Source organism: Nitrosomonas cryotolerans ATCC 49181, from assembly GCF_900143275.1.
Classification (GTDB): Bacteria; Pseudomonadota; Gammaproteobacteria; order Burkholderiales; family Nitrosomonadaceae; genus Nitrosomonas; species Nitrosomonas cryotolerans.
In genome coordinates this window covers 1,477,419-1,489,895 of record NZ_FSRO01000001.1, presented here as the reverse complement: position 1 = coordinate 1,489,895, position 12,477 = coordinate 1,477,419, and the positions used below count along the sequence as shown (strand labels likewise).

The 12,477-nt window shown below is 41.7% G+C and carries 11 protein-coding genes; 3 read left to right on the top strand and 8 right to left on the bottom strand.

Features of this window, described 5'->3' with window-relative positions:
- Positions 1-99: 99 nt before the first annotated feature.
- Genes BUQ89_RS06685 through BUQ89_RS06675 form a run of 3 tightly spaced genes read right to left on the bottom strand, consistent with a single transcriptional unit; the run spans position 100 to position 3,801 of the window.
- Positions 100-1,470: a phenylacetate--CoA ligase family protein gene (locus BUQ89_RS06685; protein WP_028461167.1), complete on the bottom strand. Its 1,371-nt coding sequence runs from the start codon at positions 1,468-1,470 to the stop codon at positions 100-102.
- A 14-nt stretch (positions 1,471-1,484) separates the two neighbouring features.
- On the bottom strand, positions 1,485-2,618 hold the full coding sequence (locus BUQ89_RS06680) for a glycosyltransferase family 4 protein (protein WP_051537549.1): 1,134 nt from the start codon (positions 2,616-2,618) through the stop codon (positions 1,485-1,487).
- Positions 2,587-3,801, bottom strand: coding sequence for a TIGR04063 family PEP-CTERM/XrtA system glycosyltransferase (locus tag BUQ89_RS06675; protein WP_028461165.1), 1,215 nt, complete (start codon positions 3,799-3,801; stop codon positions 2,587-2,589). The genes BUQ89_RS06680 and BUQ89_RS06675 overlap by 32 nt, the downstream gene beginning before the upstream one ends.
- Before the next feature lie 393 nt (positions 3,802-4,194).
- Here BUQ89_RS06675 and BUQ89_RS06670 point away from each other — a divergent pair, with 393 nt between their 5' ends.
- From BUQ89_RS06670 to prpC, 3 genes are all read left to right on the top strand, one after another.
- Positions 4,195-5,181 (top strand): malate dehydrogenase, encoded by a 987-nt coding sequence (locus tag BUQ89_RS06670; RefSeq protein ID WP_028461164.1) that lies wholly within the window; start codon positions 4,195-4,197, stop codon positions 5,179-5,181.
- Between the two features lie 93 nt (positions 5,182-5,274).
- The gene (prpB, locus tag BUQ89_RS06665) at positions 5,275-6,162 is read left to right on the top strand and encodes a methylisocitrate lyase (protein ID WP_036572826.1); all 888 of its coding nucleotides are present in this window, start codon (positions 5,275-5,277) and stop codon (positions 6,160-6,162) included.
- Positions 6,162-7,319, top strand: coding sequence for a bifunctional 2-methylcitrate synthase/citrate synthase (gene prpC, locus BUQ89_RS06660; protein ID WP_028461162.1), 1,158 nt, complete (start codon positions 6,162-6,164; stop codon positions 7,317-7,319). Before prpB ends, prpC begins: the two co-directional genes overlap by 1 nt.
- A gap of 95 nt (positions 7,320-7,414) precedes the next feature.
- Here prpC and BUQ89_RS06655 read toward each other — a convergent pair whose 3' ends face one another.
- From BUQ89_RS06655 to BUQ89_RS06635, 5 genes are all read right to left on the bottom strand, one after another.
- Positions 7,415-7,876 carry a peroxiredoxin gene (locus BUQ89_RS06655; RefSeq protein WP_028461161.1) on the bottom strand — a complete coding sequence of 154 codons (462 nt, stop codon included), beginning with the start codon at positions 7,874-7,876 and terminating at the stop codon, positions 7,415-7,417.
- A 161-nt stretch (positions 7,877-8,037) separates the two neighbouring features.
- Entirely contained in the window at positions 8,038-9,369 is a 1,332-nt protein-coding gene (gene ccmI, locus BUQ89_RS06650) for a c-type cytochrome biogenesis protein CcmI (protein ID WP_028461160.1), read from the bottom strand.
- Complete coding sequence (locus BUQ89_RS06645; protein ID WP_051537554.1) at positions 9,366-9,860, bottom strand: cytochrome c-type biogenesis protein; 495 nt, start codon at positions 9,858-9,860, stop codon at positions 9,366-9,368. The genes ccmI and BUQ89_RS06645 overlap by 4 nt, the downstream gene beginning before the upstream one ends.
- Before the next feature lie 50 nt (positions 9,861-9,910).
- On the bottom strand, positions 9,911-10,441 hold the full coding sequence (locus tag BUQ89_RS06640) for a DsbE family thiol:disulfide interchange protein (protein WP_028461158.1): 531 nt from the start codon (positions 10,439-10,441) through the stop codon (positions 9,911-9,913).
- Positions 10,438-12,471: a heme lyase CcmF/NrfE family subunit gene (locus BUQ89_RS06635; protein WP_028461157.1), complete on the bottom strand. Its 2,034-nt coding sequence runs from the start codon at positions 12,469-12,471 to the stop codon at positions 10,438-10,440. The genes BUQ89_RS06640 and BUQ89_RS06635 overlap by 4 nt, the downstream gene beginning before the upstream one ends.
- Positions 12,472-12,477 lie beyond the last annotated feature (6 nt).

Here is a 12,477-nt window from a genome sequence, read left to right as displayed (position 1 = left end):
TTTACTATTGATTATAAAGGGTTAATTTTTCAACTATTGGGGCTTTGCAAAGGTCTCCCGGAATCATACAATGAATACAATTGAATCATGGAAAAGTGATTAATGGGTGGTGACTCGACTCATAACATAACGAAATTTCCCCGATTTTTCCGGCGGAATCTGCGCGACCCGCTCCACAAGAATATTCACTTTCTGACCAAGCCTTGCTTTGAAAGCCTGTTCAATCCTCCGAACCAATTCCGAATCAAGATTAGTCTTTGTCACTAACCAAACCGTTGTCAGATTTTTACTTTCCTGAATGATTTTAAAAGCATCCACCTGTGGAAGGTCACGCAAGATATAAATCAAAGCGAGACCATGCATTACTGTACCATCCTGCGTCACCACAAAATCAGTGCTGCGCCCCTGTATCTCCCTAATAAGCGGAAGCCCCCGTCCACAAGCACAAGCCTGACTATCAAGCACACCCATATCACCCGTCTGATAACGAATAAACGGGAAATCATCGGTGGCAAAATGAGTGACTACAATTTCTCCTGCCTGTCCAGGCGGTAAAGTATTGCCTTGTGTATCTACAATTTCAACGAGAATATCTTCCGCGGTGATATGCATACCCCCTTGCGGACATTCATGGGCAATAAAACCTGCATCGCGAGCGCCATATCCATTTGCTACCGGACAATTGAATATCTTGCTGATCTGTTGCCGTTGTTCATCATACAAGCGTTCAGAAGTTACGAAAGCAACCCGGATACCCAAATCATCCATGCGTTGTCCTTTTGCCTCGGCATGACGTGCAATGTGTGACAAGGCCGAAGGGTAACCAAACAGCATTTTTGGACGCATTATTCGGATTTCAGCAAGAAACTGATCCAATTTTTGTTCTGACATCTCAAAGGCAGGCAATAATTTTGTTTTCAATATGCGATCACGGATACGACGCAAGCGATCTTGAGCACCCAGCTCAATCGGCGATCCCCAGATTACGATCTCCGGATCCCCAATATCGACATTCCACCAGCGTGTGGCACGCCATTTTGCTGCGATATCATGACTGATACGTCGTTTGCCTATAAAGAAAATCAGGGGTTCACCACTAGAACCGCCTGTATTAAAACGTGCCAGGTCTTGTGCCTGACTAGATTTCAAAGCTTCTAAATTTGCACGAATAATCGATTTATTTAGCCGTGGCAACCGCTCCAGATCAGTCAAGGACTGAATTGATGCCGCATTAAAATCTAATTCAGTAAATAACTGTTGATAATAAGGTACTCGTGTTTGCACACGTGATAAAAAAGAACGTAACCTGGAAAGCTGAAAATCATACAAACGATCCTTATCCCACCATTGAGTAATTTCCATCTGCTTGCGTACAGCAACGCTATCATGCTGCTTAAGACGCTCATGTAAAGGAAAAAAAAGATTGGATACCAATGATGTGTATGGGCTTCGCTTGATAATAAAATCCATTTTTAATGAGTCCATCAGTTTTTTTTGTTATTTAAAGCTTGTGTATATACCCTGATCAAACGATTTTTTACACTAGGCCAAGTGTATTTCTGTATCGACTCCAAACCTGCTTTACGCATCTTCTCTGCCATATCTGGATCTTTAAATAGCTGTAATATCGCATTAGACATCGCTACTGGATCCTGTGCCGGCACCAGCAAAGCTGTTTTACCATGTTCCACCAGGTAAGGCACACCGCCAACATGCGTGCTTACCACCGGCACGCCACTCGCCAGTGCCTCCAGTATCGAAATGGGCATATTATCAACCAGACTGGGATTGATCATTAAATCGGCACAACGGTAAAGTTGAGCCATACAGTCATTATCGATTCGTCCAGTGAAAGTAACTGCTTCTTGCAGTCCTAGCTCCGCACTCAGGTTTTCCAACATTTGTCGTTGCGGGCCCGATCCGGCAATAGTTAAGTGCGCATTATGAAAAGTATTTTTGACCAAATGAAAAGCGCGCAAAGCGGTCGCATTATCATAGATAGATTCCAGATTGCGCGTCAAAATGAGGTGAGGAAAATTCCTTCTCGTTGTATTCTTTTTACCTGATTCAGTAAAAAATCTGCTAAGGTCAATAATATTGGGCACGATACTGGTTACAAATCCCCTCTTTTCGAATACAGCCTCAAGAAAACCCGAAGGGACAACAATGGCATCAGTCTGATTTAAGCTGGGTTTCACCCAGAAAAAAGACTGTCGAAAAAATGCCTCGGCTTCTCCACCTCGATAATTGACAATAACCGATTTCCCTTTAAGTTTGGCTATCCAGATAGCCGGTGCGGCATACAAATGCCAAGACCAACCGGAATTAGCCATAATGTGAAATAGCTGTACCTTGCTTGCGGCTTGCCAAAGATGAATCAGATAAGGAAGAAGCCGAAAAAGCGCTCTCAATCCTTTTATGTTGCCAACCCAGGATGGCCGATAAGGTGCATTGACTTGGATCAGCTCTACTGTCATTCCTTCTGTGCGCAATAATTTTTCTAATTGTTGGGTTTGATTCGCCATTCCTCCAAAAGGAGGCGGTAATGGCCCAACTAATCCGATACACAGTGCTGCTGTCTTCACATCATCTCTCTCTGTTTGTAACAAGTGATTCATAGACCGCCTTGTAACGCGATACACTAACTAGCCAGTTACGCTCGGTTTCTACAAAATGACGTCCAGCCTGGCGTAAAGCAGGCCATTGCTCCGGGCTACTCAAGAGATCACACACTTTATCAGCAAGGGATTGCGGATCACCTGCTTTGAATAATAAGCCCGTTTCTCCATCACGTATTAATTCCAGATGTCCTCCCACATCGGAGGCAGCAAGTAATCGACCTTGTGCCATAGCCTCCAGCGGTTTAAGTGGCGTAACCAGATCAGTCAGGCGCATGGATAAACGTGGGTACACTAAAACCTCAAGTAAGTCGTAATATTTCTGTACCTGCTCATGCGGAATACGGCCAGTAAATACAACTTTATCTTGAATACCAAGATCTTTGGCAAGCTGTCTTAGTTTCTCATCTTGAGGGCCACCTCCCGTCAACAATATACACAACTCCGGTATTCTGGCTATCATTAAAGGCAAAGCACGCAACAGAATATCCAGGCCTTCGTAGGCATAAAATGACCCAATAAACCCGATCAGTCGTTTATCTTTTAAGCCCAATTGATTTTTAAATGTGGTGTCTGCTACACCGCCCACAGAAAATTTATCAATATCTACGGCATTAGGAATAACAGTCACCTTATCGGACGATATCCCGCGCTTAACGATATCATTTCGTAATCCTTCGCAAATAGTGGTAACAGCATTGACACGCCTTACCGCGTAACTTTCAAGCCAACGAGTAAAACGATATCGCAATCCCCACTCACGATTGGTTCCATGATCAACAGCAGCATCTTCCCAAAATGCTCTGATTTCATAAATAACTGGAATACCTAAATGTCGACCAACGCGTAAAGCGGCGATGGCATTCAGTGCGGGAGAGTGTGCGTGAAGAACATCCGGTTTAACCGTTTCAACCACTTGACGCAAGCGACGTGTCAAACTATCGATAACGATTAGCTGTTTTAAAACAGGTAATTTAGCTGCGAAACTGCCCACAGTTGGAGTGCGATAAAAATGCCAATCATCAATATATTCTTCGTCTATTTGATTACTTCCTTGCTTGATGCTCGTTATGTGGAAGGTCTCCCATCCCAGTAAATGTTGCGCTCTGAGAATAGAAAGCGTACGAAAAGTATAGCCGCTATGCAGTGGAATCGAATGATCGAGAATATGGAGAATTCGCATTAAATTAACTTAAGTAACTTATTATCTATCATCAAACTGTTATGAGAATAAAAAAAGAAATTCTATCACTTCAATCTACTCGCCCCCTAGCAAAACTTGCGTGTTTCCAGAAACCCATCAATTTCGTTACAAGAAATGAAATGTATCTAATAAGCACGTTTTATACCCTATGTTCATTTTAGAATGGATCTTGTTAAATAACCACAAGAAATTGATTTATAATGTTTTAAATATTATTTCTTATTAAAATAGCTTTATTGCATATAGCAGCATCTGTCACATAAGCAAGACAGACTCTTCCGTAAGACATGGATTACAAGTATAATTTAGCCACTTCTTCCCAGATGCTGCCAATTTACGCGGCCTACTGGCAATCTCTCAAGGATTGGAAAAATGAAACCTCCCATTCGTATCGCGATTACCGGTGCAACCGGTCAGATTTGTTACAGCCTGTTATTTCGAATAGCAGCAGGTGACATGTTGGGCAAAGATCAGCCGGTCATTCTACAATTACACGATATCTCAGAAGCGTTGCCCTTATTTGATGGCATAGTAATGGAACTACTTGATTGTGCCTTCCCGTTACTGACTGATATTATCACTACCGATAATCCAAAAACCGCATTTAATAATGTTGATCTAGCCATACTAGTCGGTGCTCGCCCACGTTCTGAAAATATGGAACGTAAAGATTTGCTTAAAGCAAATGGGCCTATTTTTGTTGAGCAAGGCAGGGCTCTCGATGAAGCCGCCAAGCGTAACGTAAAGATTCTTGTTGTGGGCAACCCTGCCAATACGAACGCCTACATTGCAATGAAAAATGCGCCAAATCTCAAACCCGACAATTTTTCAGCAATGCTGCGATTAGATCATAATCGTGCTTTATCTCAAGTTGCTCAGAAACTTTCACAACCGATTTCACGCGTTAAAAAAATGATCGTATGGGGTAACCATTCCGGTACGCAATATCCAGATTTATCTCATGCTATGGTTGGTGACGAAAAAGTAATTTCTCTTATTAAAGATTCTGCATGGATCGAAGATTATTTTTTACCCACCATACAAAGACGAGGCATGACGATTATTGAGGCGCGCCATGGAAAATCAAGTGCAGCAAGTGCAGCCAACGCAATTATCAATCATATGCATGATTGGATATTTGGTACTAAAGATAATGATTGGGTATCGATGGGTATACCATCTGATGGAAGCTATGGTATTGCCGAAGGAGTCATATACGGTTTCCCTGTCACCTGTCATACCGGAAAATATGCAATTGTTGAAGGATTAGAGTTGGATAGTACAAGTAAAGAAAAATTACAAAAAAGCTATCAGGAATTGATAGAAGAGCGAGATGCTGTCCAGCATTTGTTAAATTAATATAACAACTCTTTTCAAAAAAACTCACATGGACTTATTCAATCAGAATACCACTTTATTTACCGAACCCAGATTTGAATCAATCTGGATTGTGTGAACAATTCCTCCGCCGGCTCACGTTTCCGTGCCGCTCTAGCTTCTGAGCAGCCATTACAAATCGTTGGGTGTATCAATGCCTGTTCTGCACGTATAGCAGAACAGGCAGGTTTCAAGGCTATTTATCTTTCTGGTGGTGGCGTTTCAGCTGGCTCACTCGGGCTTCCCGACCTCGCCATAACAACACTTGATGATGTACTGACTGATATACGACGCATTACTGATACTACTAATCTTCCCTTATTGGTAGATGCAGATACTGGTTTTGGTAGCACCCTGAATATTGCCCGTACTGTAAAATCGATGATTAAAGCAGGTGCAGGTGCGATGCATATTGAAGATCAACTCCAAACAAAAAGATGTGGACATCGCCCAGGTAAAATACTGGTCAGCAAACATGAAATGGTCGATCGTATTAAGGCGGCAGTGGATGCAAGAACAGACCCTGATTTTGTTATCATGGCACGTACCGATGCACTTGCATCAGAAGGATTACAAATAGCAATAGATCGCGCCTGTGCATATGTTGCAGCAGGTGCAGATATGATTTTTCCGGAAGCAGTAACCGAACTGGCAGCATATAAGCAATTCGCTGATATGGTAAAAGTACCTATATTAGCCAATATTACTGAATTTGGTAAGACACCTCTTTATACCGTAAATGAACTGTCATCTGTTCATGTTTCTCTAATACTTTACCCATTGTCCGCATTCCGCGCTATGAATAAAGCTGCATTCGAGGTGTTTCAGGCAATACGTAATGATGGAACTCAGCAGCATGTAATTGATACTATGCAGACACGCAATGAACTCTATCAACTGCTCGATTACGATACATTCGAAAGAAAACTAGATTCAATTTCCGTGACTTCTTCAAAAAAATAATGCGTGAAAATAGTGATATACGAGATAATAGAATAAAAAAATCGGTCATGCTGTCTGGCATTGAGGCAGGTAATACGGCAATCTGTACCGTCGGAAAAACAGGCCATGATTTATATTATCGCGGTTATCATATTCATGACTTGGCACGCCATTGTCAGTTTGAAGAAGTAGCTTATCTGTTAATTTATGAAAAGCTACCCACACAATCTGAGCTCACCACATACAAGACAAAGCTCAGAAATATGCGCGATATACCTGACCATATCAAAACAGTATTGAGAACAATACCAGCATCAGCGCACCCTATGGATGTAATACGTACCGGAGTCTCAGCTTTGGGAATAGAATATCCTGAAGGAAAAAATACTGCCATCGAAGAAATACAGCATTTATCCGATCGTCTGCTTGCTTGTCTTGGATCTATTTTACTATACTGGTACCACTATGCTCATCACAATCGTTGCATAGAACTAATAACCGATGATGATTCAATCGGTGGGCATTTTCTACACTTACTGCATGGCAAGCCGCCATCAGCCTTGTGGATTCAATCAATGCACGCTTCTCTTGTTCTCTATGCAGAACATGAGTTCAATGCATCTACTTTTACTGCACGCGTAATTACAGGGACTGGATCCGATTTTTATTCAGCTATTACTGGAGGCATTGGAGCACTACGTGGCGCCAAACATGGTGGTGCAAATGAACTGGCTCTCGAGATTCAACAACGCTACGATAGTATTCAAGAAGCAGAAATTGATATACAACGGCGTGTGGCAAACAAGGAAATTATTATTGGTTTTGGCCATCCAGTCTATACGACCAGAGATCCTCGCAATCAAATCATTAAAGAAATTGCACGACAACTCTCTGAAGATGCTAATCACATGAAGATATTTGATATTGCGGCTATACTAGAAACAACTATGTGGAATATCAAGAAAATGTTTCCTAATCTTGACTGGTACTCCGCCGTGAGCTATCACATGATGGCAATTCCCGTGGCTATGTTTACCCCCCTTTTTGCAATCTCACGTACTAGTGGCTGGACTGCTCACATTATCGAACAACGTACAGATAACAGAATCATTCGGCCTACCGCCAATTATATTGGCCCCAGTCACAAGAAATTCATACCTATTGAGAGACGAAACTAAAGTCTTATAAATTCGAACAAATTAATATTGTCGTCTATTAAATTAAGTCAGACATACTGATGATTTAATAGTTATTGATGAAAATCTATTAGAGATTATAACGTTTTGACGAAATCCAAAACTTCTTGTACATGACCCACCACCTTGACACCCCTCCATTCCCGTCGCAATACCCCTTCTGTATCTAATACAAAGGTACTACGTTCAATACCACGAACTTGTTTTCCGTACATGTTTTTCATCTTAATGACACCAAATAACTTACAAACCGTTTCATCAATGTCACTCAGAAGTTCAAAAGGAAAGTTCATTTTTTCTTTGAAATTTTCATGAGATTTAATGCTATCACGTGAAATTCCAACGATAATACAGTTATATTCTGCAAATTCATCAAAACTATCGCGAAATCCCTCGCCTTCAGCAGTGCAGCCTGGCGTATTATCCTTCGGATAGAAGTAAACAACAAGATTTTTACCAGCTACTGCTGATAGGCTAAACTCTCCGCCTTCAGTTGATAAAAGTTTAAAATCAGGTACAGGCCGGTTAAGTACTAACATGGAAAATTAAGCAGATCTAAGTTCATTTTTATAACCGATTAGAAGAATAGTTTTTTCTCTTATCAGGAATGGAGGAAAACATAAAATCATAACTTCTTGTGTATATGTATACATAGAATTCCGATATTATCATTCGTTAACCCCCAAAACCAAAAATAAGATTAAGGAACCTGTCTGTTAATCTCGATAGCAATATTGCTATCTCCAATCTTAACAGGTTGACTGAAGCCTTGCAGATCGCCACTCGTCGGAACAGCCTGTCCTGATTTCGTAATTCTGGCTTCGACGATGACTTCAGGAAAACTTGACAATTTCATTGCTGGCATCATCGCCATCTCATCCGTCAATGTAAACGTTGCAGGTAAGTCACTCACCTTTAATCGTAAAATTGCCAACGGCATTTTGGGTCCTGTTTTGGCGCGCGCATAGATAAACAATGTATCATTAGATGAGGCTTTAGAAACAAGCGTCTGATTCAACGTTACCGTGCCCATAATCGCAGTATTAGTCGTTGCCGCAACCGCTGTAGTATCAGGCTGCTGGGTATTTACACTCGCTTCCACTGGTTCTGGCTCTGCTATCTTTGCCCGTTGCACTGGTACTTCAGCAGTCTGGCCATTTTGCGCTAACGATCTAGCCTCAGCAATACTTTCGTTAACAGATTTAGCTAACTGGGAATCCGCAGGAATAACTGCCAATAATTTTTCCCAGTGAATCGCCGCTTGTTCGAATCTTGCCTGCTCAAACTCCGCTGTACCCGCTAATGCCAGTGCTTTTGGATATTCCGGATCAATGCGCAATGCCTCATTAATTAACTCCGCCGGCTTGCCTGCTAGACTCCCTTGGTTCTTCATCGCCAGAACATCAGCATAATCACTCAATATCTGAGGATTATCCGGTACCAATTCAACTAACTTCGTATAAGTATTACTGGCGTCATCATAGCGCCCCATTATTGCATAAGTGCGCCCTAGCATAACCCATCCTTCAACATCATCCGGATTATTATTAAGCCTTGTCACAAGATTATCTACTACAGATGAAAAATTATCATGTCCAGCAGGTGACTCATTACTGGCGCGCTGCATTTGTGTTGCATTAGCCAGTTGTGCCTGTGGCAATAAGCCTCTTGTATCACCAATAAGCAAATATAATGACACCGCAGCAAGTGGCAGTGCGAGTACAATAACAGATGACATCGCAATATTGTGAATACTTTTCGTTTTCTTAATCGTCATTTTCTCTCTCTCAGGGACATCCTGTAACATACGCTGTTGAAGCTCTTGCTTACTTCTCTCATATTGTTCCTGAGTCAGAATATCATTCTGTAAATCACTATTCAGCTCGATTAGCTGGTCACGATAAACACTAATATTAGCAGCATCATGCTCCACGCCTTTTAGCTGAGTCTCTCTATTCCTTAATAAGGCAGGAATGATAAATAGTAAAGCTGCAACAATAAAAATACCTGAAATAACCCAGAACGATGTCATACTTTATTACCTTTATTTTCATTCAGTAAAGCTTCAGCCTGTTTACGCTGTGCTTCTGATAGCGATACCTCTTCTATCTGTATTCGACGACGTCTGAGATAAAATATCAATGTCCCCACTCCAATCACAAATAGGAATAATGGTCCAAACCATAACAGCATTGTCGTGGTTTTTATTGGTGGATTGTAGAGTACAAAATCACCATATCGTTCTACCATAAAATCAATAATTTCTTTATCGCTTTTATTCGCCTTAATCTGTTGACGAATTTCCCGCCGTATATCATTCGAGAAATCCGCCCGCGAATCAGCAATCGATTCATTCTGGCAAACCAGACAGCGTAAATCTTCAGTCAATGCAACCATTCTTTTTTCCACTTCGAGATCTTCTGCTACCGGCAAAGCTTCCTTTGACCAACTAAGTGTTGGTATCATGAGCGCAATAAAAAACAGCAGTACTAGTCCGTTCAATCTGTTTAAGTAGCTAGGCATAATACTGTTTTTCTGTTTTGAACCATTCTTAAATATATTAGATAGATTCATTAAGTTTGTCTCTGTAATTCTATTATCAACGGTATGATCTTATTTTCTAATGAATCTACCGTCACAGGGCCAATCTGCTTATGTCTAATAATTCCCTTCTTATCAATTACATAAGTTTCTGGAACACCATACACACCATAATCAATTCCTACTCTACCATCTGGATCAACAATACTGATGGTATACGGATCACCCAACTGCTTAAGCCACTGCTTAGCTGTGTCACGCTCATCCTTATAGTTGAGACCATAAACCGGCACAATCCCTGAATTAGCTAATTGAACCAGTAATAAATGTTCGTCTCGACACGCAACACACCATGAAGCCCATACATTCAGCAGCCATACTTTCCCAAGATTATCCGAAGATGTCATGATTTTCTCAGGTTCGTGCAACTGCTGAAGCTGAAACACTGGTGCAGGTTTATCAATTAATGGCGATGGAACTTGACGTGGATTTAACGTAAGACCGATAAGTAAGAATACCGCCAGCACCATAAAAGCAAAAAGTGGTAATAAATAGCGCATTATGTTTCTCTTGCTTCTGTTATAAGCACAGGACTACCGGCGGTTTTATTATCAACTGGTTGCTCTTTGTCTTCATTTACGGCAACGTCATTTTTCTTACGAATTGGCAAACGATAACGGCGATCTGATACGGCCATTATTCCACCAAACACCATTAATAGACAACCAAACCATATCCAGTCTACAAATGGTTTATGATAGACACGTACCACCCATGCATCCCCCGCCAGCGGTTCACCTAGCGCAACATAGAGATCGCGAAATATACCCGTATCGATGGCCGCTTCAGTCATTGCCATGCCTGATGCATTATAAGTACGTTTCTCAGGCTGCATATTTCGAATTATTTCACCATCTTTCAAGACATCAATCTCACCACGTACTGCTTTGTAATTAGGACCTACAACATCGTTTACTCCATTGAAACGGAAGGTGTATCCACCTACAGTTACGGTGCTACCAACATCCATGCGCACATCTTTTTCAGTTTCATATCCATTTACCACCGTTACACCAATAATAAATACAGCGATCCCTAAGTGCGCAAGATGCATACCGTAATAGCTTCTAGACTGTTTGGTTAGTTTCGTAAATAATCCGCCCGGGCCACTGTTGCTAAGACGATGTTTCAGATTCACTAGAATGGTGGTAATTATCCAGAAAGATAACAGCAATCCAAAACTAACCAGTGGTTTCCACTCACCTATAAAAAACGGCATGATTAAAGCAGTTACTACACTTATTGCAAAAGCCCAGCGCAAACGAACAGCCAGTGCTGGCAAGCTCATTTGCTTCCAGCGTGCAATCGGCCCAACACCCATGAGGAAAATAGCAGGAGTCATTAATGGAACGAAAACTGTTTCAAAGTAAGGAGGACCTACGGATAACTTTCCTAAATTTAGCGCGTCAATAATCAGAGGATAAAGTGTACCCAATAAGACACTACCTGCTGCTACCAATAATAGTAAATTATTTGCAAGTAACAATGATTCACGCGACAACAGATCAAACTTTCCACCTAAACCAACTTTAGGAGCTCGCCATGCAAATAATAAGAGCGAACAGCTAATTACTATAACTAAAAACGCTAAAATAAATACACCCCGATCCGGATCCGTCGCAAAGGCATGTACTGAGGTCAGCACGCCAGAACGCACCAGGAATGTTCCCAACAAGCTTAAAGCAAATGTACAAATGGCAAGTAAAACCGTCCAACTTTTAAAACTGCCCCGTTTCTCAGTAACTGCCAAAGAATGAACCAGCGCTGTCCCAACCAACCAAGGCATAAAAGATGCATTCTCAACAGGATCCCAGAACCACCAACCGCCCCAACCCAGCTCATAATAAGCCCACCAGCTTCCCAACATGATTCCAAATGTCAAGAAGGCCCAAGCAACCGTGGTCCACGGACGCGACCAACGAGCCCAGGTTGCATCTAATTGACCACTTAATAAAGCTGCAATAGCAAAAGCAAAGGCCACTGAAAAACCCACATAGCCCATATAAAGCATAGGTGGGTGAATGACCATACCTGCATCCTGCAGTAGTGGGTTTAAATCACTTCCTTCCATTGCTGCAGGCAGTAAACGATCAAAAGGATTTGAGGTGAATAACATAAATAGTAGAAAACCAACACTCACTATCCCCAAGACACCCAGTACTCGTGCCACCATTTCGTCTGGCAATTGCCGGCTAAATACGCTCACAGCAACTGACCAACCTGCCAGCATTAATACCCATAACAGTAATGAGCCTTCGTGCGACCCCCAAGTAGCCGCAATTCTAAAATGCAATGGCAATTCCGAATTAGAATTCGATGCAACGTTTAATACAGAAAAGTCATTGCTGACAAATGAATATCCAAGACAACCAAAAGCAATCAAAACAAATACGAATTGTCCCTGTACTACAGGCCGCGCCAAAGCGATCCAAGAAGGAATACCACGGGCGGCGCCAATAATAGGTAGCGTACCTTGTGTTATTGCTAGAAGAAGTGCGAGAATTAAGGAAAAATTACCAATTTCTGGGATCATAATTTA

Bases quoted from the DNA above. Each gene is read 5' to 3' on its own strand.
- BUQ89_RS06685 (WP_028461167.1), bottom strand. From the start codon at position 1,470: ATGGATTTTATTATCAAGCGAAGCCCATACACATCATTGGTATCCAAT.
- BUQ89_RS06655 (WP_028461161.1), bottom strand. From the start codon at position 7,876: ATGTTAGTACTTAACCGGCCTGTACCTGATTTTAAACTTTTATCAACT.
- BUQ89_RS06635 (WP_028461157.1), bottom strand. From the start codon at position 12,471: ATGATCCCAGAAATTGGTAATTTTTCCTTAATTCTCGCACTTCTTCTA.
- prpC (WP_028461162.1), top strand. From the start codon at position 6,162: ATGCGTGAAAATAGTGATATACGAGATAATAGAATAAAAAAATCGGTC.
- ccmI (WP_028461160.1), bottom strand. From the start codon at position 9,369: ATGACATCGTTCTGGGTTATTTCAGGTATTTTTATTGTTGCAGCTTTA.
- BUQ89_RS06680 (WP_051537549.1), bottom strand. From the start codon at position 2,618: ATGAATCACTTGTTACAAACAGAGAGAGATGATGTGAAGACAGCAGCA.
- BUQ89_RS06675 (WP_028461165.1), bottom strand. From the start codon at position 3,801: ATGCGAATTCTCCATATTCTCGATCATTCGATTCCACTGCATAGCGGC.
- BUQ89_RS06670 (WP_028461164.1), top strand. From the start codon at position 4,195: ATGAAACCTCCCATTCGTATCGCGATTACCGGTGCAACCGGTCAGATT.
- BUQ89_RS06645 (WP_051537554.1), bottom strand. From the start codon at position 9,860: ATGCCTAGCTACTTAAACAGATTGAACGGACTAGTACTGCTGTTTTTT.